The organism is Klebsiella sp. CD33 (assembly GCF_051992865.1).
Lineage (GTDB): Bacteria > Pseudomonadota > Gammaproteobacteria > Enterobacterales > Enterobacteriaceae > Klebsiella > Klebsiella pneumoniae.
The window spans coordinates 3530395-3554537 of record NZ_CP197023.1 but is presented as its reverse complement, the minus strand read 5'-3'; the positions used below and the strand labels follow the sequence as shown (position 1 = coordinate 3554537).

Sequence of the window (24143 nt, the reverse complement as noted above, 5' to 3'; positions counted from 1 at the left end):
CAAAGCAATGCCAGAGTGGGTCGTTAGCTCAGTTGGTAGAGCAGTTGACTTTTAATCAATTGGTCGCAGGTTCGAATCCTGCACGACCCACCAATCGTTCTGGTGGAACGCGATAGTAAAACGTGAAGGATAACGTTGCGTCAGCAACGGCCCGTAGGGCGAGGCGAAGCCGAGTCATCCTGCACGACCCACCGCTTAGTAGTATCCAGCGTAGTATCGGGTGATTAGCTCAGCTGGGAGAGCACCTCCCTTACAAGGAGGGGGTCGGCGGTTCGATCCCGTCATCACCCACCACCGGGTCGTTAGCTCAGTTGGTAGAGCAGTTGACTTTTAATCAATTGGTCGCAGGTTCGAATCCTGCACGACCCACCATCTTTAACATCGAACGTCGGTGTTAAACGTGAAGGATAACGTTGCTTCAGCTACGGCCCGGAGGGCGAGCGAAGCGAGTCATCCTGCACTCCAATCATTTTTATGATGGGGTAGGTGGACGCAGTATCGGTAGTATCCAGCGCAGTTTCGGGTGATTAGCTCAGCTGGGAGAGCACCTCCCTTACAAGGAGGGGGTCGGCGGTTCGATCCCGTCATCACCCACCACTCGGGTCGTTAGCTCAGTTGGTAGAGCAGTTGACTTTTAATCAATTGGTCGCAGGTTCGAATCCTGCACGACCCACCAATTTCAGCATTTAACTCAGATGCTGAACGTGAAGGATAACGTTGCGTCAGCAACGGCCCGAAGGGCGAGGCAAAGCCGAGTCATCCTGCACGACCTACCAATTTCTGAATTGGTGTCGAGTGAAATTATTCAGGTAGTACCAGAGCGGGTCGTTAGCTCAGTTGGTAGAGCAGTTGACTTTTAATCAATTGGTCGCAGGTTCGAATCCTGCACGACCCACCAATTTCAGCATTTAACTCAGATGCTGAACGTGAAGGATAACGTTGCGACAGCAACGGCCCGAAGGGCGAGGCGAAGTCGAGTCATCCTGCACGACCCACCATCCTGAATGATGGCAGCAGTAAAATCCCGCAAGGGGTCGTTAGCTCAGTTGGTAGAGCAGTTGACTTTTAATCAATTGGTCGCAGGTTCGAATCCTGCACGACCCACCAATGTAAAAAGGCGCCCTAAAGGCGCCTTTTTGCTATGCGCAGAACTCAACGATTCGACAAAATTGTCGGGAACAATTTTGAACAACGCGGCAGCGTTGGCCCGCAGGGCGAGTCTCAGGATGAGACGAGTTTATCTGCAGCAGGTTCGAGTCGAACGCAGTGAGACAACGGAGCCGCTTGCGGCGACGGCCCGCAGGGCGAGGCGAAGCCGAGTCATCCTGCACGACCCACCAATGTAAAAAGGCGCCTTTTTGCTATCTGCATTTCCCTGCCACTCATCAATGTTAATAATTTCTTAATTCATCATTTTCCCACGGTCACGCTGCGCTTACCGTGCCTGCACAGGATACGAACCGGTCGTTCGGGCATATGCGCAGCACCGTCCCCGGGAAAAGGGTCTGATGTACAAAATTCATCACGACTTTTAGCTCGTAATCGGCTATCTTGTTTAGCATATAAAACACCATGACCGTGTTAAGCCGCCGAAAGGCCATAAAGACGGTTGTAGAGTTAAGCCAGTAAAACGAGATTGCATGATGAGCGTAATGTTTGATCCTGAAACGGCGATTTATCCTTTCCCTGCTAAACCGCAGCCGCTGACCGTCGACGAAAAGCAGTTTTACCGCGAAAAAATCAAGCGCCTGCTGCGCGAGCGCGATGCCGTGATGGTGGCGCATTACTACACCGATCCTGAAATTCAACAGCTGGCGGAAGAGACCGGCGGCTGTATCGCCGACTCGCTGGAGATGGCGCGCTTTGGCGCCCGCCATTCGGCCTCCACGCTGCTGGTCGCCGGGGTGCGTTTTATGGGGGAAACCGCCAAAATTCTCAGCCCGGAAAAGACCATTTTGATGCCGACCCTGAACGCCGAGTGTTCATTGGATCTGGGCTGTCCGATTGAGGAATTCAACGCCTTTTGCGACGCCCATCCTGACCGCACCGTCGTGGTCTATGCCAATACGTCCGCCGCGGTGAAGGCCCGCGCCGACTGGGTGGTGACCTCCAGCATCGCCGTGGAACTCATTGACCATCTGGATAGTCTTGGTCAAAAGATCCTCTGGGCGCCGGACCGCCACCTTGGGCGTTACGTTCAGCGTCAGACCGGCGCAGACGTGCTGTGCTGGCAGGGGGCGTGCATCGTGCACGACGAGTTTAAAACCCAGGCGTTGATACGGATGAAGGCTCTGCATCCCGAAGCCGCCGTGCTGGTCCATCCCGAGTCGCCGCAGGCGATCGTTGAGATGGCCGATGCCGTAGGCTCCACCAGCCAGCTGATTGCGGCGGCGAAAAGCCTGCCCCAGCGCCAGCTGATCGTGGCCACCGATCGCGGTATTTTCTATAAAATGCAGCAGGCGGTGCCGGAGAAAACGCTGCTGGAAGCGCCCACCGCCGGCGAAGGGGCGACCTGTCGCAGCTGCGCGCATTGTCCGTGGATGGCGATGAATGGCCTGAAAGCCATTGCCGAGGGGCTCGAGCAGGGCGGCGCTGAACATGAAATCCATGTCGACGAAGCGCTGCGAACCGGCGCATTAATTCCCCTTAACCGGATGCTGGATTTTGCGGCTACACTACGGGGATAACCTATTGTCGCGTCGCCAGACGCTGAGGGGAGGAAATGGATTTTTTTAGCACGCAGAATATTTTAGTACATATACCCATCGGCGCTGGGGGGTACGATCTCTCCTGGATAGAGGCCGTGGGGACGATTGCCGGGCTGTTGTGTATCTGGCTGGCGAGCCTGGAGAAGATCAGTAACTATGCTTTCGGGCTGGTCAACGTCACGCTGTTCGCCATCATCTTCTTTCAGATCCAGCTGTACGCCAGCCTGCTGCTGCAGCTGTTCTTTTTTGCCGCTAACGTTTACGGCTGGTATGCATGGTCGCGACAAAGCAGCAACCATGAGGCTGAGCTGCAGATCCGCTGGCTGCCGCGCAGCAAAGCGCTGGGCTGGCTGGCGGGCTGCGTGGTAGCGATCGGCTTGCTGACCCTGTTTATCAACCCGTTCTTTGCTTTCCTGACGCGGATCGCGGTCAGCCTGATGCAAGCGCTCGGTTTGCAGGTCACTATGCCGGAACTGCAGCCGGATGCTTTCCCGTTCTGGGACTCCTGCATGACGGTGCTGTCGGTGGTGGCGATGATCTTAATGACCCGCAAGTATGTTGAAAACTGGCTGCTGTGGGTGATCGTCAACGTGATAAGCGTGGTGATTTTTGCCCGTCAGGGCGTCTATGCCATGTCGCTGGAATACCTCTTGCTGACGTTCATTGCGTTGAACGGCAGCCGGATGTGGATAAACAGCGCGCGTGAGCGAGGTTCTCACGCGTTTTCTGGCTAATGGTGGTGGTGATGATCGTGCCCGGCGTGCATCGTGTTGAGATGGCACTCCGGGCCGCTGCAGGGCTGGTACTCCATCTGCACCGTGGCATGCGCAATTTCATATTTATGTTCCAGGAAATGCAGGATGCGGTTGAGTAACGCGTCATGGTCGTGCGGTGGAACGACCTGTACATGGAGCGTCATCACCGGTTTTTCCCCCACCAGCCAGACGTGGACGTGGTGAACATCGCGTACCTCCGGGATAGAGCGACGGATATCCCGCTGCAGGGCCGCCACATCCAGCGAACGCGGCGCGCCTTCCAGCAATTCATTCAGACTCTCTTTCAGTAATCGCCAGGCACTACGTAATACCAGGCAGGAAACCAGCACGGAAAGAATCGGGTCGACAGGCGTCCAGCCGGTGGTGAGGATCACCACGGCCGCCACGATCGCGCCGACCGAGCCCAGCAGGTCGCCAAGCACGTGTAGCGCTGCGGCGCGTACGTTAAGATTCCGCTCCTCGCTACCCCGATGTAGGATCCAAAACGCCAGCACGTTGGCCAGCAGACCGGCGACTGCAATGACCATCATCGTCACGCCGGCTACCGGTTGCGGATGCTGGAAGCGCTGAATCGCCTCCCAGACAATCAGCATGGTGATCACCACCAGAGCAATAGCATTGAGAAACGCCGCCAGGGTGGTTAAACGCAACCAGCCAAAGGTATGGCGGGCATTTGGTGGGCGGCTGGCGAAGCGAACCGCCAGCAGCGCAAACAGCAGAGCGGCGGAGTCGGTGAGCATATGGCCGGCATCCGCCAGCAGGGCCAGCGAGCCGGAGATCGCGCCGCCGACGGCTTCAATCAGCATAAAGCCGGCGGTGACGATAAACGCCCATAGCAGCCGGCGGGCGTTGCTGTTATCCGGAGCCTGGACAGAGGAGTGCGAATGCGAGTGCGCCATAGTGTCGTCCCTTAATAGTTATCATTATTACGCTATGACATCATAAACAGAGAGCGATAAAAAACGAAGAAAAGGCGAGACCGGCTCGCCTTTTCTTCGATCTGCCCACCTCATATGTTACTGGGTGGTGCCGTCGGTTTTGCTGTTGTCTTGGGTCGTATTGCCGCCGTTGTCCAGTTTTTTACCGGTGTCCGGACAGCGGCCGTCTTTACACATCGAGTTTTTATGTACCTCATCGCTCGACATATTATCCTGGGTCATCGTCGAGCCCGTGGTGCCCCCAGAGCCAGAGTTGATCTGACTATTGTCCACGTTGTTCGGCGCCACGTTCTCACGGGCATCCGGCGCCACCTGACCGGCATCCGCGGAAGAGTTGGCCTGGCCATTATTGGACTGGGCGCCGGTGTCTGCCGCCAGGGCCGCGCCGCTGGCAAGACCTAAGGTGGCGGTGAGCAAAAGGGTCGTCAGTTTTTTCATATTCATCGGATACTCCTGTTAAGCCGGGAAGGGGAAATGCGCTTCCCGCGGTGAGTGTGCCAGGGATCTGACTCGCTATGGTTTAAGACTCCGCAGACGATCGCAGTGTCACTATATAATCCTGAAACGTAAGACTTAATTAGCTTTAACAGTTAAATATTGTAGTTCATGAGCCTGGTTTCGCTACTTTATGGCGTATTTTTGCCTATTTCCAGGATTATTCCATCACTACTGTAAAATCACGTTTACACTATTTCAGCGAAGAGATAGATTGGAGGGATTGCATTTCATTGAATAAGTATGGCAACGCTGGAAAGAAGATGAATTATCAGAACGACGATTTACGCATTAAAGAGATCAACGAATTATTACCTCCCGTTGCGCTCCTGGAAAAATTCCCTGCTACCGAAAATGCTGCAAACACCGTTGCACATGCTCGCAAAGCGATCCATCAGATCCTCAAAGGCGACGATGACCGTCTGCTGGTGGTGATTGGGCCTTGTTCTATTCACGATCCGGCAGCGGCGAAAGAGTATGCCGCCCGCCTGCTGACCCTGCGCGAGGCGCTGAAGGGCGAGCTCGAGATCGTCATGCGGGTCTATTTTGAAAAACCGCGCACCACCGTCGGCTGGAAAGGGCTCATCAACGATCCCCATATGGATAACAGCTTCCGCATCAACGACGGGTTGCGCATCGCGCGCAAACTGCTGCTGGACATTAACGACAGCGGCCTGCCGGCGGCGGGGGAATTCCTCGATATGATCACCCCGCAGTATGTCGCCGATCTGATGAGCTGGGGCGCCATTGGCGCGCGAACCACCGAATCCCAGGTGCACCGTGAGCTCGCCTCCGGACTCTCCTGCCCGGTGGGCTTTAAAAACGGTACCGATGGCACCATCAAGGTGGCTATCGATGCGATTAACGCCGCCGGCGCGCCGCACTGTTTCCTGTCGGTCACCAAGTGGGGCCACTCCGCCATCGTGAATACCAGCGGTAACGGCGACTGCCATATTATTTTGCGCGGCGGCAAAGAGCCTAACTACAGCGCGAAGCACGTGGCGGAGGTGAAAATCGGTCTGGCGAAAGCGGGTCTTCCGGCCCTGGTGATGATCGACTTCAGCCATGCCAACTCCAGCAAGCAGTTCAAGAAGCAGATGGAAGTGGGCGCCGACGTATGCCAGCAGATCGCCGGCGGCGAGCGCGCCATTATGGGCGTGATGATTGAAAGCCATCTGGTGGAAGGCAACCAGAGCCTCGAGAGCGGTGAACCGCTGACCTACGGCAAGAGCGTCACCGACGCCTGCATCGGCTGGGAGGATACCGAAACGATCCTGCGTCAGCTGGCGGAAGCGGTGAAAACCCGCCGCGGCTAAGGTACTCCGCGCTAGCGCAGGTCATAAAAAAAGCGTGGAGATTTCCACGCTTTTTTGTTCTCACCAGGAGAAATTACTTCGCTTTACCCTGGTTGGCGACGGCAGCAGCTTTCGCCGCGATCTCTTCCGCGTTACCCAGATAGTAATGTTTGATCGGCTTGAAGTTTTCATCGAACTCATATACCAGCGGTACGCCGGTCGGGATGTTCAGTTCGAGGATCTCGTCTTCGCCCATGTTGTCGAGGTATTTCACCAGCGCGCGCAGGGAGTTACCGTGAGCGGCGATGATCACGCGCTCACCGCTTTTCAGGCGCGGCAGAATGGTTTCGTTCCAGTAAGGCACGACGCGGTCGATAGTCAGCGCCAGGCTTTCAGTGGTCGGCAGTTCGGCGTCGGTCAGTTTTGCATAGCGCGGATCGTGGCCCGGGTAGCGCTCGTCGTCTTTGGTCAGCTCCGGCGGAGTGACAGCGAAGCCGCGACGCCACTGTTTAACCTGCTCGTCACCATATTTCTCAGCGGTTTCCGCTTTGTTCAGGCCCTGCAGCGCGCCGTAATGACGTTCGTTCAGCTTCCAGGATTTCTCAACCGGCAGCCAGGCCTGATCCAGTTCGTCCAGCACGTTCCACAGGGTGTGGATGGCACGTTTCAGCACGGAGGTATAAGCAAAATCAAAGCTGAAGCCTTCAGCCTTCAGCAGTTTACCCGCTGCTTTCGCTTCGCTAACGCCTTTCTCGGACAGATCCACGTCGTACCAACCGGTGAAGCGGTTTTCGTTGTTCCACTGGCTTTCGCCATGACGAACCAGTACCAGCTTAGTTACAGCCATTCTCTCACTCCTCTCTACACGCCATCCCTCGCGCCGCGAACGGTGCGCTGAATGTGATGGTGTATGTGTTATTGATTGATAACTATTCTCATTATATTGCCGTGATTTGGCGCACGGCAATGCTTATCCCTAACCATAGCGAAAATAGTGGCGCAGTGTAAGGTGCTTGTAATACACAGGTTATTTTTTTGTCCTTTGGTGACGGAAAATAGAGCAGGTTGCTGAAAAAAGAGGCGGCAGAGAGGAGGGCGGGGACGAAAAGCAGCGCCCCCTGATGGAGGGCGCTGGCGATTATCGGGCGATAAACTGATATTCCGTCAGGCTGACGTACTCCTGGCCCGGACGTAATACACAGTCCGGCTGCGGCCATTGCGGATGGTTCGGCGAATCCGGCAGGAATTCGCTCTCCAGCGCCAGTCCCTGCCAGTCGGCGTAGGGCTCCGTCGTCTGCGACGGGGTGCCGCCGAGATAGTTGCCGGAGTAAAACTGCAGCGCCGGAGCGGAGGTATAGACCGTCATCTGCAGCTTGCCATCCTGCGACCAGACCTGTGCCGCAGGCTGGCTGGCGTCGCCTTTGGCATCCAGCAGGAAGGCATGATCGTATCCCTTCACCTTTTGCTGATCGGCATCCGCGAGGAAGTCGGCGGCGATGGTTTTCGGCTGGCGGAAATCAAAGCTGGTGTTAGCAACATCTTTCAGTTCGCCATCCGGGATACCGTCGCTTTCCACCGGCAGATACCTCTGGGCGAGGATCTGGAGCTGATGCTGGCGCACATCGCTCTGCTCACCGTCGAGGTTGAAATAGACGTGATTGGTCATATTCACCGGGCAGGGTTGGTCCACGGTGGCGCGATAGGTAATCGCGATGCGGTTATCGTCGGTCAGACGATAGTGCGCGGTGGCCTGCAGGGTGCCCGGAAAGCCTTGATCGCCATCGGGCGAGGTCAGGGCGAACAGCACTTCCTGCTCGTCGGCGCGGACAATGCGCCAGCGGCGCTTATCAAACCCTTCCGGGCCGCCGTGGAGCTGGTGGCCCGCGTCGTTTGACGGCGTGACGTTGACGACCTGGCCGTCAAGCGGGAAGCGGCTGTGGCCGATACGGTTGGCGTAGCGGCCTACCGAGGCGCCAAGAAATGCGGCCTGGCGAGCATAGTCTTCCAGCTTTGCGCAGCCCAGCAGCGGTCGGCGCAGGCTGCCATCGGCCAACGGCACCTCGGCGCTGAGCAGCGTCGCGCCCCAGTCCGCCACGGTGACGGTCATCCCCGACTTATTGCGCAGGGTCACCTGCTGCCATGGCTGACCGTCCGGGGCCAGCGCGGTGGTTTGCGTTAGCATTGCCCGGCCCCCTGTGACGGTTTGCAGACATAGAATGTCTCTTTAATACCGGTTTTCGCTTCATACTCGTTGGCAACGGCCTGCTGAACGGTATCGACCAGATCTTCCGGGATTAACGCTACCACGCAGCCGCCAAAGCCGCCGCCGGTCATGCGCACGCCGCCCTTATCGCCGATCGCGGCCTTAACGATCTCCACCAGGGTGTCGATCTGCGGGACGGTGATCTCGAAATCATCACGCATCGAGGCGTGGGACTCTGCCATCAGCTCACCCATCCGCTTCAGGTCGCCTTTTTCGAGGGCGCTGGCGGCTTCCACAGTGCGGGCATTCTCCGTCAGCACGTGGCGTACGCGCTTCGCGACGACCGGATCCAGCTCATGGGCGACGGCGTTAAATTGCTCAAGAGTGACATCGCGCAGGGCGGGCTGCTGGAAGAAGCGCGCGCCGGTTTCGCACTGTTCACGACGGGTGTTGTACTCGCTGCCGACGAGGGTGCGCTTAAAGTTGCTGTTGATGATCACCACCGCCACGCCTTTCGGCATCGAGACGGCTTTGGTGCCCAGCGAACGGCAGTCGATCAGCAGCGCGTGGTCTTTTTTGCCCAGCGCTGAAATCAGCTGATCCATGATGCCGCAGTTGCAGCCGACGAACTGGTTTTCCGCCTCCTGGCCGTTAAGGGCGATTTGCGCGCCATCCAGCGGCAGATGATACAGCTGTTGGAACACGGTGCCGACGGCGACTTCCAGCGAGGCTGAGGAGCTTAACCCCGCACCCTGCGGTACATTGCCGCTGATCACCAGATCCGCGCCGCCAAAGTGGCTGTTCCGCTGCTGCAGATGCTTTACCACGCCGCGGACATAGTTCGACCACTGCTGGGTGTCGTGGCTGATAATCGGCGCGTCGAGAGAGAACTCATCGGTCTGATTATCGTAATCGGCGGCAATCACCCGCACGGTACGATCGTCGCGCGGCGCACAGCTGATCACTGTCTGGTAGTCGATAGCGCAGGGGAGCACAAAACCGTCGTTGTAATCGGTATGCTCGCCGATCAGGTTGACGCGGCCTGGCGCTTGAATGACATGGCTGGCCGGGTAGCCGAAGGCGTCAGCGAACAGGGTTTGGGTTTTCTCTTTCAGACTCATCATTACACTCCGGATTCACGAAAATGGACGTCGCTGACGGCGCGCAGTCGTTCGGCAGCTTGCTCGGCGGTCAGATCGCGCTGAGTTTCGGCCAGCATTTCATAACCAACCATAAACTTGCGGACCGTCGCGGAGCGCAGCAGCGGCGGATAAAAGTGGGCATGAAGCTGCCAGTGGTTATGGTCTTCGTCGTTAAACGGCGCGCCGTGCCAGCCCATGGAGTAGGGGAATGAGCACTGGAACAGGTTGTCGTAACGGCTGGTCAGCTTTTTCAACGCCAGCGCCAGATCGCTGCGCTGGGCGTCGGTGAGATCGGTAATGCGCTGCACGTGCGCTTTCGGCAACAGCAGCGTTTCGAACGGCCAGGCGGCCCAGTAGGGCACCACCGCCAGCCAGTGCTCGGTGTCCACCACCGTGCGGCTGCCGTCGGCCAGTTCGCGCTGCACATAGTCCAGCAGCATCGGCTGGCCCTGTGCGGCGTAATACTCTTTCTGCAGACGGTCTTCCCGTTCCGCTTCATTGGGCAGGAAACTGTTGGCCCACACCTGACCATGCGGGTGAGGGTTGGAGCAGCCCATCGCTGCCCCTTTGTTTTCAAAAACCTGCACCCACGGGTAGCTTTTCCCGAGGTCCGCGGTCTGTTCCTGCCACGTTTTAACCACGTCTTCCAGCGCTTCAAGGCTCAGTTCCGGCAGCGTTTTGCTGTGGTCTGGCGAGAAGCAGATCACCCGACTGGTGCCGCGGGCGCTCTGGCAGCGCATCAGCGGATCGTCACTCTCCGGTGCGTCCGGGGTGTCGGTCATCAGGGCCGCAAAGTCGTTGGTAAATACGTAGGTACCGGTGTAATTCGGGTTGGTGTCGCCGGTCACCCGGGTGTTGCCCGGGCACAGGAAACAGTCCGGATCGTGGGCCGGCAAGGTCTGTTTTGCCGGCGTTTCCTGCGCCCCCTGCCAGGGGCGCTTGGCGCGATGCGGAGAAACCAGAATCCACTGTCCGGTTAACGGGTTATAACGACGATGTGGATGGTCAACGGGGTTAAATACGCTCATGAAGGTTCCTTAGTCTGGATAACCCTGCGGATGACGGGACTGCCAGTGCCAGGTGTCCTGCGCCATTTCGTCCAGGTTGCGCGTTACGCGCCAGTTCAGCTCGCGGTCGGCCTTGGCAGCATCCGCCCAGTAGGCCGGGAGGTCGCCATCGCGGCGCGGCGCGAAATGGTAGTTAATGGGTTTGCCGCAGGCCTTGCTGAAAGCATTGACTACGTCGAGCACGCTGCTGCCGACGCCGGCGCCAAGGTTGTAGATATGCACCCCGGCTTTGTCAGCCAGTTTTTCCATGGCCGCGACGTGGCCATCGGCGAGGTCCATCACATGGATGTAATCGCGCACGCCGGTACCATCTTCGGTCGGATAGTCGTTACCAAAAACGGCCAGCGATTCGCGACGGCCAACGGCGACCTGGGCGATGTAGGGCATCAGGTTGTTCGGGATCCCCTGCGGGTCTTCCCCCATGTCGCCCGACGGGTGGGCGCCGACCGGGTTGAAGTAGCGCAGCAGGGCAATGCTCCACTCCGGCTGGGCTTTCTGCAGGTCGGTCAGGATCTGCTCTACCATCAGCTTGCTTTTGCCGTAAGGGCTTTGCGGGGTGCCGGTCGGGAAGCTTTCGACATACGGGATTTTCGGCTGATCGCCGTAGACGGTAGCGGAGGAGCTAAAGATAAAGTTCTTCACGCCAGCGGCGCGCATGGCAGAGACTAATTTCAGTGTGCCGGTGACGTTATTGTCGTAATATTCCAGCGGCTTGGCGACGGACTCCCCGACGGCTTTCAGCCCGGCGAAGTGGATCACTGCCTCAATGGCGTGATCGTGGAGGATCTCCGTCATCAGCGCTTCGTTACGAATATCGCCTTCAATAAAGGTGGCTTCTTTGCCGCCGAGACGTTCAATCACCGGCAGTACGCTGCGCTTGCTGTTGCAGAGATTGTCGAGGATCACCACCTCGTGTCCCTGCTGCAGCAGTTGAACGCAGGTATGACTTCCAATGTAACCGCTACCACCTGTAACCAGAACTTTCATGATTCGCTCCATTCGGCTTATCGTTTGTGAGGAAGATAGCATATCAAAGAAGTGAAAAGTGTGACATAGGGCAAGTTAGTGGAATCGTTTACACTTGGGGTGTAAATAACGTAAATTTTATATTTTTAATTTTAATTCAATGTATTAGGTTTGTTTGGCGCTATTTTTCTGAAAAATACCAGGGATCTTTCGACCCCCGGCAGGGGGCATCAGGCCACGGGGCCGAGCTGATAAGTGTAACCGTCTCCACTGGGAACGAACGCCAGGCGATGGGTAATACAGTCCGGGGCATCTTCCGCATGGTGCGAGACAAACAGCAGCTGTGTGGCCCCTTCGCCAATCAACACGTCGACAAAGCGGCGCACCAGCTGGCGGTTGAGGGGGTCCAGCCCCTGCAGCGGTTCATCGAGGATCAGCAGGGTTGGATGCTTCACCAGCGCGCGGACGATAAGCGCCAGCCGCTGCTGGCCCCACGACAGACTGTGAAACGGCGCGTCGGCGGTACGCTTATCGATGCCGAGAATATCCAGCCATTGCTGCACCAGCTTATGCTGCTTGTCGGAGACCGCCTGATAAATGCCGATCGAGTCAAAATAGCCCGACAGGATGACGTTGCGGACGTTGGTGCTGACCCGGTAGTCCAGATGCAGGCTGCTGCTGACGTAGCCGATATGCTTTTTAATATCCCAGATGGTCTCACCGCTGCCGCGCCGGCGGCCAAAGAGCGTGAGATCGTTGCTGTAGCCCTGCGGATGATCCCCGGTGACCAGGCTCAGCAGCGTAGATTTACCGGCGCCGTTAGGACCGACGATCTGCCAGTGTTCGCCCGGATTCACGGTCCATGAGAGGTGATTGATGACCGGGCGATCGTTATAGGAGACCACGCCGTCGTTGAGCACGATACGCGGCGCCGAGTCTGCCAGCGCATGACGGGCCGGTGGGACATCCGGCTCCGGCAGGGTGATGCCGTCCAGTTTTTCACTGTGCGCCAGCTGGGCGACCAGCGCCTGCTGCAGCAGGGAAGACTTCTCGCCGGTCTCGCTAAGGGTGCAGTCAGCCAGCACGCCGGCGAATTGCACAAACTCCGGGATCTCATCGAAGCGGTTGAGCACCAGCACCAGGGTGATGCCGGCGCTGTGCAGGTCGGCCAGCAGGGCAGCCAGCTGCTGGCGGGAGTTGACGTCGAGACCGTCGAAAGGTTCATCGAGGATCAGCAGTTGCGGATCGGTCATCAGGGCCTGACACAGCAGGGTCTTACGCGTTTCCCCGGTCGACAGGTATTTAAACCGGCGGTCCAGCAGGGCGCTGATGCCAAACTGTTCGGCCAGGCGCGCGCAGCGGGCAGGATCTTTCACCTCATCCTGGATAATCTCCGCGGTGGTGCGGCCGGTGTCTTCTTCGCCTGGGCTGAGCAGGTCGGTGTTATTGCGCTGCCACTCGTCGCTGACCAGCTTCTGCAACTGTTCGAAGGAGAGGCGGGTTACGCGGGAGAAGTGGCTTTCGCGCTGGCCGCTGAGCAGGGGCAGGTCGCCGGCCAGGGCCCGCGCGAGGGCGGATTTGCCGCTGCCGTTGCTGCCGACGAACGCCCAGCTTTCACCCGCCGCCACGCTCAGGTGGTCTATTTTTAAGGTCTTTGTATCGCTCAGGCGAAACGTGCCTTGCGAAATTTGCAATGATGACATGATGTATCCCATTTTTTGCAGCGATGTGCATCAGGGATACGACTTCAGGCGCGTAATGTCAATGGGGTCAGCATAACGTCGCGAGAATGATGCGATCGGCATTGAAGTAAGCGATCGCCTCCGTTCCTTCCGCCAGGCCAGCGGCCTGCGCCTGTGGCAGGGTGGCGCACAGGGTTTGACCGTCCGCCAGGGTCATCAGTACTTCGCACTGGCCGGACCCGCATTCGATATGACTGATACGTCCCGACAGCTGGTTATCGGCCTGGCGGGCTGCTGCGGGATCGAGGGTGATGCCGACCCATGGCGCTTTGAGCAGGACCAGCACCTCCTGGCCCTCATCGAGTCCCAGCTTCTCAGCGCTTTGCGCGGTGATGGCGACGTTCAGGCGGGTTTTTCCGTCAGCCAACAGTACTTCCACGTGCTGCTGCACCTGCTGGCGATCGCGGCCGGTAATGGTGCCGAACCACTGGTTGCGGGCGCTGGTCTGCAGGGAAAAGCGCGAGATGGCCGCCAGCAGGCTATCCAGCGGCAGGGCATCGTCATCGCTGAGTACATCAAACGCTTTCTGCTGGATCTGCGCCAGCAGATCGTACAGCTGGATCAGACGCTGCCCGTAGCGGGTCAGCACCGCGCCGCCGCCGCCCTTTCCGCCGGTGGCGCGATCCACCAGCGGCTGTTCGCTGAGCTGGTTCATCTCATTGATGGCATCCCAAGCGCTCTTATAGCTGATACCCGCATGCTTCGCCCCCTGGCTTATCGAACCGGTCTGGTCAATCTGTTTGAGCAGGGCGATCCGCCGCGGATCGGCAAACAGGCGCTGCTGTAGCTTAAGGGTGAGAAGAATTTCGGCCTGCATAATCGTTTCCTGACAAAAAAGGGTATTGTGACCGATAGTCGCCCACTTGCAAAACCTCTCTGCGCGGTTGGTCATTACCCACCGCACAAATGGGACGTGTTTTTTCGGCTGAAATCGTTACAATCAGGAAATCATACTATCTGGAGTGAACCATGTTAGAGCTTTTGAAAAGTCTGGTTTTTGCGGTCATCATGGTACCGGTGGTGATGGCGGTCATCCTGGGACTGATTTACGGTCTTGGCGAAGTGTTCAACCTCTTCTCCGGCGTAGGCCACAAAGATCGCAGCCAGCAAAATCACTGATTTCCCGGCGCCCGGTTTAACCGGGCGCTGTGCTATTTCCCTCCTGTATCATTTCCCTTCGTTTTATTGTCCTGTGTCACTATAAAAACGCTTCGCATATCGTTATATTATCGACTACATAACGCATTGACAGGAGAGTAAGATGGCAGGTTCTTGGTTACGCGGGGTTGTCGGGGTATCACTCACGCTGTGCGTCGCGGGTCAGGCGCTGGCGGCAGAGGGTAAAGTGACCGTTTTCGCCGCCGCATCGTTAACCAACGCGATGCAGGATATTGCCCAGGCGTACAAGAAAGAAAAAAACGTCGAGGTCGTGTCGTCGTTTGCCTCGTCGTCGACGCTGGCGCGGCAGATAGAAGCGGGTGCGCCAGCGGACCTGTTCATCTCCGCCGATCAGAAATGGATGGATTACGCGGCAGATAAAAAGGCCATCGATCCGGCAACCCGCGCCACTCTGCTTGGCAACAGCCTGGTGGTGGTCGCGCCGAAAGCCAGTGCGCAGGGGGCGATAACCATTGATGAGAAAACCGACTGGACCAGCCTGCTGAAAGGAGGCCGTCTGGCGGTGGGCGATCCACAGCATGTCCCGGCCGGTATCTATGCCAAAGAAGCACTGCAGAAACTCGGTGCCTGGGAGACGTTGTCGCCGAAGCTCGCCCCGGCTGAAGACGTGCGCGGTGCGCTGGCGCTGGTGGAGCGCAACGAAGCGCCACTGGGGATTGTCTATGGCTCCGATGCCGTGGCCAGCAAGGGGGTGAAAGTGGTCGGCACCTTCCCGGAAGCCTCGCATCAGAAAGTCGAGTACCCGCTGGCGATTGTCGATGGGCACCGCAATGCGGCCGTGAGCGCCTTCTATGACTACCTGAAAGGGCCGGAAGCGTCCGCTATCTTTAAACGTTACGGATTTACCACCCGCTGATGTTTCTGAGCGAACCCGAATGGCAGGCGGTGCTGCTGAGCCTGAAAGTCTCCTCCCTGGCGGTGGCCTTGAGCCTGCCCTTTGGCATCTTTTTTTCCTGGCTGCTGGTCCGGCGCACCTTTCCCGGCAAGGCACTGCTCGACAGTATTCTCCATCTGCCGCTGGTGCTGCCTCCGGTGGTGGTGGGGTACCTGCTGCTGGTGGCCATGGGGCGGCGCGGGTTTATTGGCAGCTGGCTGTATGACTGGTTCGGCATCAGCTTTGCTTTTAGCTGGCGCGGGGCGGTGCTGGCGGCGGCGGTGATGTCTTTCCCGCTGATGGTGCGCGCCATTCGCCTGGCGCTGGAAGGGGTGGACGTCAAACTGGAGCAAGCGGCGAGAACCCTCGGGGCCAGCCGCTGGCGGGTATTTTTGACCATTACGTTGCCGTTGACTCTGCCGGGGATTATTGTCGGCACGGTGCTGGCCTTCGCCCGCTCGTTAGGGGAGTTTGGCGCGACCATCACGTTCGTTTCCAATATTCCCGGTGAAACGCGCACCCTCCCTTCGGCGATGTACACCTTGATTCAAACCCCGGGCGGGGAGGGGGCGGCGGCCCGCCTCTGCCTCATCGCCATCGGTCTGGCGCTGGTTTCGCTGCTGATTTCGGAATGGCTGGCCCGCGTGAGCCGCCAGCGCATGGGAGGATAATGATGCTGGAGCTGGACTTTACCCAGACCCTCGGCAGTCACTGCCTGCAGATCCGTGAAACCCTGCCCGCCAGCGGGATCACCGCCGTCTTTGGCGTCTCCGGCGCGGGCAAAACCTCGTTGATTAACGCCATCAGCGGCCTGACCCGACCCCAGGCGGGGCGGATCGTGCTCAATGGCCGGGTGCTGAACGACACCGCGCAGCGTATCTGCCTGGCGCCGGAGCAGCGCCGTATCGGCTATGTCTTTCAGGATGCGCGCCTGTTTCCCCATTATAAAGTGCGCGGCAATCTGCAGTATGGGATGGCGAAATCCATGGTCAGCCAGTTCGATAAGCTGGTGGATCTGCTGGGGATTGCGCCCTTGCTGGATCGTCTGCCGGGCCGGTTATCCGGCGGCGAAAAGCAGCGAGTGGCTATCGGCCGCGCCCTGCTGACCGCGCCAGAGCTGCTGCTGCTGGATGAGCCGCTGGCCTCGCTGGACATTCCGCGCAAACGCGAGCTATTGCCCTACCTGCAGCGGCTGGCGCAGGAGATTCATATTCCGATGCTCTACGTCAGCCACTCGCTGGATGAGATCCAGCATCTGGCCGATCGTGTGCTGGTGCTGGAGGCCGGTAAGGTGAAAGCTTTCGGTCCGCTGGAGGAGGTCTGGAGCAGCAACGTGATGCACCCCTGGCTGCCGGCGGAGCAGCAGAGTACGATCCTTAGCGCCACCGTCGCCGCGCAGCACCCGCAGTATGCGATGACGGCCCTGGCGCTGGGGGACCAGTTGCTGTGGGTCAACCGGCTCGAACGTCCCGCAGGCGACACCGCACGGATCCGCATTCAGGCGTCGGACGTTTCGCTGACACTGGCCCAGCCGTCCGGGACCAGCATCCGCAATATCTTGCGCGCCGAGGTGGCTCAGTGTCTGGAGGTCAACGGACAGATTGAAGTGCAGCTCAGAGTGAGTGACCGTCTGCTATGGGCCAGGATTAGCCCATGGGCGCGGGACGACCTGGCGATAGCGCCAGGTCAGCAGGTGTTTGCCCAGATCAAAAGCGTGTCGATCGCCGCCTGATTACAGCAGTTGGCGGTAGATAAACTCGGCGATGCTGGTGGACTCATTGTCGCCGATGACTATGTTGGCGCGGGCTTTCACCTCGTCCACCGCGTTGCCCATCGCCACCCCGGTGCCCGCCGCTTCCAGCATGCTAAGATCGTTGTAGTTATCGCCGAAGGCCACCACATCCTGCATCGACAGCCCCTGGTCGGCCACCCATTGCGCCAGGCGTTTGCCTTTGCTGTTGCCGGCGCGCGCGATATCTACCTGATCGTGCCACGACCATTCGCACTCGAGGCCCAGCGTCTCGCCAACCTGCTGCGCAAACCGCTGCAGGCGGGGAATGTCGTCATCGGTGAGAGCGAATTTCCATACCGCGTTAACTTCGCGAACCGCCTGCGCCAGCGAATCGACCTGAGCGAAAACCGGACGCTGATCTTCCGGTAACGCCTGCGCCCAGTTGCGGGTGCGGATCACATGCCCGGTGGGGTGTTCATAAAGCATCGCGTCGTCCACATATGCCAGGCCGTGGATCTGCTGTTTGGCGAGCATGGCAGTGAGGCTTACCGCTTGCTCTACCGGCATAGGATCGGCGGCCAAAACCTTTTTTGCGTGATAATCATACAAATAGGTGCCATTACAACAAATTGCAGGTGTATCGAGAGCCAGTGCCTGATAAAAAGGATGGATAGCGACGTGATGACGTCCGGTGACGACGATGACCTGATAGCCTGCCTCTCTGGCGCGGGCCAGCGCCTCCAGCGAAGCGGGCAGAATGGTTTTTTTGCTGGTAAGCAGGGTGCCGTCTAAATCCAGGGCAATCACGCGTGTTGTCATGTGTTATTTCCGGTTGATGTTGAAAAGTGACCTGGCCATGATGGTACACCGCCGTGGCGTCAGGACCAATTTTTCCACATCTGCCGTGAATGTCTGTATGCCCTTTGTGCCGCCGTCCGGCGGAAATTCGGCGGACGATGCGAGTATCATGGGCGGATGTCTTATAATTTTCAGGGTGCTGTTATCCTGAAAATGAAAATTCCACGTGCAGTGAGGGAAGGAGTAGTCATGAAACAAACCGTTTATACCGCCAGCCCGGAAAGCCAACAAATACATGTCTGGAGTCTTGAAGCGGACGGCAAACTGACGCTGGTGCAGGTGGTTGATGCCCCAGGGCAGGTCCAGCCGATGGTGGTCAGCCCCAACAAGGAATTTCTGTACGTTGGCGTTCGTCCGGAGTTTCGCGTGCTGGCCTATCGCATCACGCCGGATAACGGGGCGTTAACCTTTGCGGGCGAAGCTGCGCTGCCGGGCAGCCCGACCCATATCTCTACGGATCATCATGGCCGTTTTGTCTTCAGCGCCTCCTACAATCAGGGCTGTGTCAGCGTGACCCCGCTGCACGATGGCCTGCCGGGCGAAACCATCACCGTGGTGGAAGGGCTGGAAGGCTGCCACTCGGCCAATATCTCCCCGGATAATCGCACCCTGTGGGTGCCGGCGCTGAAGCAGGATCGCATTTGCCTGTTTACCCTCAGCGACGATGGTTTCCTCTCGGCACAGGAGCCCGCGGAAGTGACGACCGTCGAGGGCGCCGGTCCGCGTCACATGGTATTCCATCCCAACCAGCAGTATGGTTACTGCGTCAATGAGCTAAACAGCTCGATTGACGTCTGGGAGCTGAAAGATCCTAAGGGCAACATCGAATGTGTACAGACCCTGGATATGATGCCGCCTGATTTTAGCGGCGTGCGCTGGGCGGCGGATATTCATATCACCCCGGATGGCCGTCATCTTTACGCCTGCGATCGTACCGCCAGCATCATCACGGTGTTCAGCGTTTCGGAAGATGGTAGCGTGCTGGCGGTGGAAGGCTATCAGCCTACCGAGACCCAGCCGCGCGGCTTTAACCTCGATCACAGCGGTAAATATCTCATTGCCGCCGGGCAGAAGTCGCACCATATCGCGGTGTACGATATCGTCGGTGAGCAGGGACTGCTGCAGGAGAAAGGCCGCTATGCGGTTGGGCAGGGGCCGATGTGGGTGGTGGTCAACGCCCACTGAACCGCCATCAGGTAAAAGAAAAAACCTCGCCTTAGCGAGGTTTTTTTTGCTCAGAGCGGACAGGCTCTGCGGAGAAGGCGTTGTCCTGGCGGGCCAGAAGCGTGACGACGTTAGATATCGTCCATGGTGTAGCCAACGACAATCTCCAGCGTTTTTCGGATCACGTCCGCGGTCACCACGTCATCGGTGGTTTCCAGCGCCTGAATCAGCCATAAAATAATGGCCTTATTGTTCAGGTGACCCTCGGACTGGAGAATACTGTTGATGGCGAGCGACATGACGGCGGACTCATCAACCAGTTTATCACCGGCGTTACGGAAATAGTCGGAGAGCGCGGTGTCCTGCAGTCTTGCGTAAATATCTGGTTGCTGATGCATAGTCTGTCTCATCACATTCTCACTCTGTTTAATTCACCATGGTTGGGATAATCAGTGGATCTTTTTAGCTTCCGACGGCATGCTGTCTGGCGCCAGCGAACCTCTGGTTTCCCAACGGCCATTGATTTTCTTTACCTGTAAAGGCGCGTACTTCCGCTGACGGATAAGCTTCGCGCAAATTTCTTCGATCACGGCAGCGATGATCTTTCTACGCTGGCGATCTGGTTCTGTCGCCTGCATTAACCGAAGTCGAACCAGCAGGTTCGGGGTGGTAATCGGGCGATTCGTTTTCAGAAGCGCTAGAACCGCCTCGCCGATGATTTCATCGGTTATTTCCTCAGTTTCACTGTTATTCATAACCGTCTCTATGCATGCCACCCTTTTCCTGAATAGGCGAACGGCATTCAGGTCAGCAGCAGGTTTGTGGAAGCGATCGCCCCTCATCTGCTACTGCGGCGCTGCAACAGGCGACGATCGATGACGTTATTCCTGGCCAGCAAACAGCAGACCAATTAAGGTCTGATAGTGGCTCTCTTCCTCCGGCGCGCGAGCGCGGTCCAGGCGGCTCAACAGTTTGGTGCATAGCGCTTTGCGGTTGAGATGACGCCCTTCGTTAAGAATATCCATCACGATCTGACCCAGGGTTTCCTGCTGGGAAGGCAAAGATGCTTTGTTGAAATACTGGGCAATTGCGTTCGCTGTATCTGGAATGTAACCATTCTGCTGCATATGTGCTCCTTTCATTTCATTCATCTGTTAACTGCCATTAAACTTATACAATAATTATTAACCTGTACACACAAAGTTGCACAATAATGATTCATGTTAGTTTAACTATATGATTTTTAATTGTTTAATTTTTTTTTGCCTGGCGCGGTTCTGGCTTGTAAAGGTGGGGTTTAGCGTTGCATGTTGTACAAGGAAAGAAAAAAAGGGAAAACCTTGCACAAAGAAGGGATTTTTAGTGTATCTTTTTTGTTAAGACAAAACGTAGTTTTACGAGACCCTTAGCCTGATAACTGCTACTGTGAATGCTTATCCCTCCCATCTGGAATCACTATGCTAACCACCATCATTTATCGCAGCCATATCTGCGACAATGTCTCATTCAAATCGATCGAGGCCATGGTCGCCAGGGCAAACGAAAGAAATGGGCAGGCGGACGTCACCGGTATTTTACTTTTTAACGGGACGCATTTTTTTCAACTCATTGAGGGGCCTGAAGAAAAGGTTCAGGATATTTATCAGCATATCTGCCAGGATCCTCGCCACTATAATCTGGTGGAGTTGCTTTGCGATTATGCGCCGTCCCGTCGTTTTGGTAAGGTCGGGATGGAACTGTTTGATTTACGCGAACACGATCGCGAGGAAGTTCTGCAGGCGGTGATGGACCGGGGGACGTCAAAATATCAGCTCACCTATGATGACCGGGCGCTGCAATTTTTCCGTACTTTTGTCGAAGCCACAGAAAAAGCGAACTATTTTGAGATTCCTTCCGCAGATAGTTGGGTTTTTATTCCTGATAAGGAGACGTTCTATCCTGATACCCCGATTATCGATAATACGGAAGGTTGTTCCTTTGCCTTCCAGCCGATTGTCGACCCTTTCGCCTGCGAAATTATTTCGTGGGAAGCGCTGTTGCGTACACCGGACGGGCAATCCCCCGGCGCCTATTTTGCCGGGCTGACCGGGGACGATATTTATCTCGCTGACCTGCACAGTAAACGGGTGGCGTTGTCGCTGGCGGGAAAATTAGGTTTACGTAATAAGGCGTTAAGCATTAATTTACTGCCGATGACCATGGTCAAAGCGCCGAATGCGGTGGCTTTCCTGCTCGACGAAATTAGTCGCAATGACCTTATTCCGGAGCAGATTATTGTCGAGTTCACTGAGCGGGAAGTGATTTCGCGGATGGACGATTTTACCGATGCGGTGCGCAAACTGAAGGGCGCGGGAATTAATCTTGCCATCGATCACTTCGGCGCCGGGTTTGCCGGGCTATCGCTGCTGGCGCAATACCAACCCGACAGAATTAAAATCGACCATGAGCTGATCCGCAATATCCACCAGGACGGACCGCGCCAGTCGATTGTACAGGCGATTATCAAATGCTGTACTTCTCTGGAGATTGCGGTCTCAGCCGTCGGCGTTGAGCGTGCTGAAGAGTGGATGTGGCTGGAATCAGCCGGTATTTCACAGTTCCAGGGTAATTTGTTCGCCAGCGCGCGCCTGGGGGGCCTACCCGCCGTCGCATGGCCGGAGAAAAAATGAACCACCGCGAAATCAGCTAAACATTTTTTCATCTTTTTTCCCGGGCGCTGTGAGCCGCAACCTGATATCTTTATCTGTACAAGAAAATAGAGTTGTACAGGATGCCTGAATTCGTTAGTTTAGGTATTAAGGTATCAGGTTGATGTGAGGCTGCTATGGCGTTTTACAGTATCGGTGAAGTCGCCGAACGTTGCGGAATCAATCCGGTCACACTGCGCGCCTGGCAGCGTCGTTACGGTCTACTGAAACCGCAGCGTAGCGAAGGCGGGCATCGACAATTTGATGAAGAAGATATCCTGCGTATCGAAGAGATCAAGCGCTGGATAGAGCGCGGTGTATCAGTAGGGAAAGTCAAAGCGCTGCTGGAGGATAACCTGCCGGCGGCGCGCGACGAATCCGCGCATCTTCAGGAAGAGATGATGTCCATTCTGCGTTATATGCAGCCCGCCAGAATCCGCGCCAAATTAATGGCGCTCAGTCATCAACACCCCGTCGACACCCTCATCGATAGCCTGTTAGTGCCGGTACGACAGCGTCTCAAGCTGGATCAGAATACCTCGCTGGTGATTAGCAGCATGCTGGACGGCCTGTTAATTGACTGCGTAGCGTTGTTTCTCGCCGAAGCGCGTAAAAAAAATGGCAAAGAGACGCTGCTGGTGGGCTGGAGCAATGAGGACAGGACGCGTCTGTGGCTGGAGGCATGGCGTCTTTCCCAACGCGGCTGGCATGTCAACGTTCTCGCCGAACCGCTGGAGTCGCCGCGGCCTGAGCTATTTCCCGGGCAGCATATTTTCGTCTGGACCGGACGTGCCGCCACGCCTCTGCAGGAGGAGCTGCTCAGCCACTGGCAGGAGCAGGGCTTCAGCATCCATTTTCACGGCCAAAATTAAGCGCCCCGATCCGTGGTGCGGATCAGGGCTTGAGTGCTGGGTTACAGGTGAATCTGGCTCCAGGATTTGAACGTTTCGCTGCGGCTGATATTAAAAAAATCGGTTCTACCGCTGCAGCCGAGCTTTTTAATCAGATTCAGCCGGATCTGATAAATGGTTTTTATATGCAGGTTTAGCGACCGGCCAATGCTGGCGACCGCTTCGCCATTGCTGATAAGTTGAATAACTTTCTTTTCCCGCTCGGTAAACTGCACCGAGGCGCCTGGCGCCGGATGGGTTTTGTAATAGCGGGTGGGTTGATGCAGAAATATCTTTAACTCTTCCGGCGTCGAGTTGGCCGGTAAGCGCAGCATAGGCAGTTCACTAAGAAAATTAAGATCGTTGCCTTCGGTTAACAGAATAAATAATGTATCCCGCCGATTATAGTTGTGCTGCAGTACCGCGAAATAATTGTCGCTGGTGAAGAAAACATGTTTTTTGCGGAAGTAAGATGCCGGCAGGCTATTCAGGATCAGCGACATCCCATAGAGAAGAAAACCATTATCAAACCACAGATCGTAATGCTCAGAACGATAGCAAGTATTATGGTGTGACATTTTTTTGCCTCAGTTAGCCGATAGAGACCCAGGCGCGCCGGTACAGCAGGTCGAAGCCTGCTGCCAGCACAGTGGGTTTATTTAATGATGAGGTTTGCTGTACAGCATATCCAGCGCCTGCAGATAGAGATCGGAAAGTATTTCGTTACTTTCCGTTTGCAGACGATGCTGGATTTCCGTAATCATCCGCTCATTATTTACCGTTCTGTGCTGCTTAATGAGCGTATTCTCAATATTCTTCATCAGGGCCGAATTGAAGACAAACTCTGCTGGAATGGTATTTTTAATATGCATAGCTCGAACTCTCCCACGTATAAAGCAAACAGACAATAAAAGTCGCAGCGTACCGTTGGTACGCGCCAAGTCACGAACAGGAAATGTATAACCAGGAACCACCGTCCGACTCGCTGCGCAATCGTCAAGCTTCCCCGCTTTGTTGCGCAACAAGCAGTTAACACTCCAAAACTATAGACGCTGATTTCACTATGTACAACTTTTTTCATTACTATATGTACAACGTAACGGCTTATTTTTTTTGTGTGTGTTTTAATTTGTTGATTTATAACAATTTTATTAAGTGATAACTTGTACAGAAAAGTCGGGTTGTGCAGGATTTAGCTGTAAAACCAGCGGGAAGAAGCTGATGATGGTAGAAGAAAGCCAATTGTGAAAATTCTGTCATGGCTGGCGAAATGCATGAAATTGCGCCGACGCGCGAAGGGGTAAACAGCAACGCTGTCGTCGACAGGTGGCTTTCTTCCGCGTCGGACTCTGAGCATAGCGGAAAATATGATGAGGCTTTGTCTGCTTTTTGCACAGTAAGGTAAAGGGGTAACGTCTGCCATGTCG

The 24143-nt window shown here is 56.4% G+C and carries 27 protein-coding genes, 7 tRNA genes and 1 other RNA gene; 19 read left to right on the top strand and 16 right to left on the bottom strand.

What is annotated here, in order from left to right; genetic code table 11:
- Positions 1-17: 17 nt before the first annotated feature.
- From ACR809_RS17600 to ACR809_RS17565, 8 genes are all read left to right on the top strand, one after another.
- A tRNA-Lys gene (locus tag ACR809_RS17600) sits at positions 18-93 on the top strand.
- A gap of 125 nt (positions 94-218) precedes the next feature.
- Positions 219-294: transfer RNA gene (locus ACR809_RS17595), tRNA-Val, on the top strand.
- 2 nt (positions 295-296) lie between these two features.
- Positions 297-372: transfer RNA gene (locus ACR809_RS17590), tRNA-Lys, on the top strand.
- Positions 373-521: 149 nt separating this feature from the next.
- Positions 522-597 (top strand) — tRNA-Val (locus ACR809_RS17585).
- Between the two features lie 3 nt (positions 598-600).
- Positions 601-676: transfer RNA gene (locus ACR809_RS17580), tRNA-Lys, on the top strand.
- 146 nt (positions 677-822) lie between these two features.
- Positions 823-898 (top strand) — tRNA-Lys (locus ACR809_RS17575).
- Between the two features lie 133 nt (positions 899-1031).
- Positions 1032-1107, top strand: a tRNA-Lys gene (locus ACR809_RS17570).
- Between the two features lie 95 nt (positions 1108-1202).
- Positions 1203-1340: non-coding RNA, RtT sRNA (locus ACR809_RS17565), on the top strand.
- Positions 1341-1424: 84 nt separating this feature from the next.
- Here ACR809_RS17565 and ACR809_RS17560 read toward each other — a convergent pair.
- Positions 1425-1574, bottom strand: coding sequence for a hypothetical protein (locus ACR809_RS17560; protein WP_004218635.1), 150 nt, complete (start codon positions 1572-1574; stop codon positions 1425-1427).
- A 69-nt stretch (positions 1575-1643) separates the two neighbouring features.
- Between ACR809_RS17560 and nadA the strand changes: the two genes are divergently transcribed.
- Both nadA and pnuC read left to right on the top strand, forming a co-directional pair.
- Positions 1644-2687 (top strand): quinolinate synthase NadA, encoded by a 1044-nt coding sequence (nadA, locus tag ACR809_RS17555; protein ID WP_122051660.1) that lies wholly within the window; start codon positions 1644-1646, stop codon positions 2685-2687.
- Positions 2688-2722: 35 nt separating this feature from the next.
- Positions 2723-3442, top strand: coding sequence for a nicotinamide riboside transporter PnuC (pnuC, locus tag ACR809_RS17550; RefSeq protein ID WP_102001754.1), 720 nt, complete (start codon positions 2723-2725; stop codon positions 3440-3442).
- Here pnuC and zitB read toward each other — a convergent pair.
- Both zitB and ACR809_RS17540 read right to left on the bottom strand, forming a co-directional pair.
- Complete coding sequence (gene zitB, locus ACR809_RS17545; protein WP_004147641.1) at positions 3439-4383, bottom strand: CDF family zinc transporter ZitB; 945 nt, start codon at positions 4381-4383, stop codon at positions 3439-3441. The two genes, pnuC and zitB, sit on opposite strands and share 4 nt — an antisense overlap.
- 117 nt (positions 4384-4500) lie before the next feature.
- Positions 4501-4866, bottom strand: a complete 366-nt coding sequence (locus tag ACR809_RS17540) for a YbgS-like family protein (protein WP_002895084.1) — start codon at positions 4864-4866, stop codon at positions 4501-4503.
- 314 nt (positions 4867-5180) lie between these two features.
- Between ACR809_RS17540 and aroG the strand changes: the two genes are divergently transcribed.
- Complete coding sequence (gene aroG / locus ACR809_RS17535) at positions 5181-6233, top strand: 3-deoxy-7-phosphoheptulonate synthase AroG (RefSeq protein ID WP_004214507.1); 1053 nt, start codon at positions 5181-5183, stop codon at positions 6231-6233.
- A 73-nt stretch (positions 6234-6306) separates the two neighbouring features.
- Here the strand turns inward: aroG and gpmA are convergent, their stop codons facing one another.
- The 7 genes from gpmA to modE all read right to left on the bottom strand — a co-directional run bounded on the left by gpmA (position 6307) and on the right by modE (position 14149).
- On the bottom strand, positions 6307-7059 hold the full coding sequence (gene gpmA / locus ACR809_RS17530; RefSeq protein ID WP_002895089.1) for a 2,3-diphosphoglycerate-dependent phosphoglycerate mutase: 753 nt from the start codon (positions 7057-7059) through the stop codon (positions 6307-6309).
- Between the two features lie 291 nt (positions 7060-7350).
- Positions 7351-8394: a galactose-1-epimerase gene (gene galM / locus ACR809_RS17525; protein WP_004147646.1), complete on the bottom strand. Its 1044-nt coding sequence runs from the start codon at positions 8392-8394 to the stop codon at positions 7351-7353.
- Positions 8388-9536 (bottom strand): galactokinase, encoded by a 1149-nt coding sequence (gene galK, locus ACR809_RS17520; protein ID WP_004179071.1) that lies wholly within the window; start codon positions 9534-9536, stop codon positions 8388-8390. The genes galM and galK overlap by 7 nt, the downstream gene beginning before the upstream one ends.
- Before the next feature lie 2 nt (positions 9537-9538).
- Positions 9539-10585 (bottom strand): galactose-1-phosphate uridylyltransferase, encoded by a 1047-nt coding sequence (gene galT, locus ACR809_RS17515; RefSeq protein ID WP_002895147.1) that lies wholly within the window; start codon positions 10583-10585, stop codon positions 9539-9541.
- Positions 10586-10594: 9 nt separating this feature from the next.
- Positions 10595-11611 carry a UDP-glucose 4-epimerase GalE gene (gene galE / locus ACR809_RS17510; protein ID WP_004183448.1) on the bottom strand — a complete coding sequence of 339 codons (1017 nt, stop codon included), beginning with the start codon at positions 11609-11611 and terminating at the stop codon, positions 10595-10597.
- Between the two features lie 209 nt (positions 11612-11820).
- Positions 11821-13293: a molybdate ABC transporter ATP-binding protein ModF gene (gene modF, locus ACR809_RS17505; RefSeq protein WP_002895152.1), complete on the bottom strand. Its 1473-nt coding sequence runs from the start codon at positions 13291-13293 to the stop codon at positions 11821-11823.
- Between the two features lie 67 nt (positions 13294-13360).
- Complete coding sequence (gene modE / locus ACR809_RS17500) at positions 13361-14149, bottom strand: molybdenum-dependent transcriptional regulator (protein WP_002895154.1); 789 nt, start codon at positions 14147-14149, stop codon at positions 13361-13363.
- Between the two features lie 152 nt (positions 14150-14301).
- On the opposite strand from modE, the gene ACR809_RS17495 reads away from it, so the two are divergent.
- From ACR809_RS17495 to modC, 4 genes are all read left to right on the top strand, one after another.
- Entirely contained in the window at positions 14302-14451 is a 150-nt protein-coding gene (locus ACR809_RS17495) for an AcrZ family multidrug efflux pump-associated protein (RefSeq protein WP_002895156.1), read from the top strand.
- A gap of 142 nt (positions 14452-14593) precedes the next feature.
- Entirely contained in the window at positions 14594-15367 is a 774-nt protein-coding gene (gene modA, locus ACR809_RS17490) for a molybdate ABC transporter substrate-binding protein (RefSeq protein WP_004176834.1), read from the top strand.
- On the top strand, positions 15367-16056 hold the full coding sequence (modB, locus tag ACR809_RS17485) for a molybdate ABC transporter permease subunit (protein WP_002895159.1): 690 nt from the start codon (positions 15367-15369) through the stop codon (positions 16054-16056). The genes modA and modB overlap by 1 nt, the downstream gene beginning before the upstream one ends.
- A gap of 2 nt (positions 16057-16058) precedes the next feature.
- Positions 16059-17117, top strand: a complete 1059-nt coding sequence (modC, locus tag ACR809_RS17480; RefSeq protein ID WP_122051659.1) for a molybdenum ABC transporter ATP-binding protein ModC — start codon at positions 16059-16061, stop codon at positions 17115-17117.
- Here the strand turns inward: modC and ACR809_RS17475 are convergent, their stop codons facing one another.
- A complete protein-coding gene (locus ACR809_RS17475; protein WP_002895164.1) occupies positions 17118-17936 on the bottom strand; it encodes a pyridoxal phosphatase in 819 nt (272 codons plus the stop codon).
- A 228-nt stretch (positions 17937-18164) separates the two neighbouring features.
- Between ACR809_RS17475 and pgl the strand changes: the two genes are divergently transcribed.
- Positions 18165-19160, top strand: coding sequence for a 6-phosphogluconolactonase (gene pgl / locus ACR809_RS17470; RefSeq protein WP_004183458.1), 996 nt, complete (start codon positions 18165-18167; stop codon positions 19158-19160).
- Between the two features lie 110 nt (positions 19161-19270).
- Here the strand turns inward: pgl and ACR809_RS17465 are convergent, their stop codons facing one another.
- The 3 genes from ACR809_RS17465 to ycgZ all read right to left on the bottom strand — a co-directional run bounded on the left by ACR809_RS17465 (position 19271) and on the right by ycgZ (position 20266).
- Positions 19271-19537: a biofilm development regulator YmgB/AriR family protein gene (locus ACR809_RS17465; RefSeq protein WP_002895168.1), complete on the bottom strand. Its 267-nt coding sequence runs from the start codon at positions 19535-19537 to the stop codon at positions 19271-19273.
- Between the two features lie 51 nt (positions 19538-19588).
- Positions 19589-19894, bottom strand: coding sequence for a hypothetical protein (locus tag ACR809_RS17460; RefSeq protein WP_117065062.1), 306 nt, complete (start codon positions 19892-19894; stop codon positions 19589-19591).
- A gap of 126 nt (positions 19895-20020) precedes the next feature.
- The gene (gene ycgZ / locus ACR809_RS17455; protein WP_004151693.1) at positions 20021-20266 is read right to left on the bottom strand and encodes a regulatory protein YcgZ; all 246 of its coding nucleotides are present in this window, start codon (positions 20264-20266) and stop codon (positions 20021-20023) included.
- 330 nt (positions 20267-20596) lie between these two features.
- Between ycgZ and ACR809_RS17450 the strand changes: the two genes are divergently transcribed.
- The gene (locus tag ACR809_RS17450) at positions 20597-21808 is read left to right on the top strand and encodes a diguanylate phosphodiesterase (RefSeq protein WP_004176831.1); all 1212 of its coding nucleotides are present in this window, start codon (positions 20597-20599) and stop codon (positions 21806-21808) included.
- 155 nt (positions 21809-21963) lie between these two features.
- The gene (locus ACR809_RS17445) at positions 21964-22698 is read left to right on the top strand and encodes a MerR family transcriptional regulator (RefSeq protein WP_004176830.1); all 735 of its coding nucleotides are present in this window, start codon (positions 21964-21966) and stop codon (positions 22696-22698) included.
- Between the two features lie 41 nt (positions 22699-22739).
- Here ACR809_RS17445 and ACR809_RS17440 read toward each other — a convergent pair whose 3' ends face one another.
- The gene (locus ACR809_RS17440; RefSeq protein WP_004151695.1) at positions 22740-23294 is read right to left on the bottom strand and encodes a helix-turn-helix transcriptional regulator; all 555 of its coding nucleotides are present in this window, start codon (positions 23292-23294) and stop codon (positions 22740-22742) included.
- A gap of 81 nt (positions 23295-23375) precedes the next feature.
- Complete coding sequence (locus ACR809_RS17435; protein WP_002895280.1) at positions 23376-23588, bottom strand: biofilm development regulator YmgB/AriR family protein; 213 nt, start codon at positions 23586-23588, stop codon at positions 23376-23378.
- A gap of 386 nt (positions 23589-23974) precedes the next feature.
- Here ACR809_RS17435 and ACR809_RS17430 point away from each other — a divergent pair, with 386 nt between their 5' ends.
- Positions 23975-24121, top strand: a complete 147-nt coding sequence (locus ACR809_RS17430; RefSeq protein ID WP_004229842.1) for a hypothetical protein — start codon at positions 23975-23977, stop codon at positions 24119-24121.
- Positions 24122-24143 lie beyond the last annotated feature (22 nt).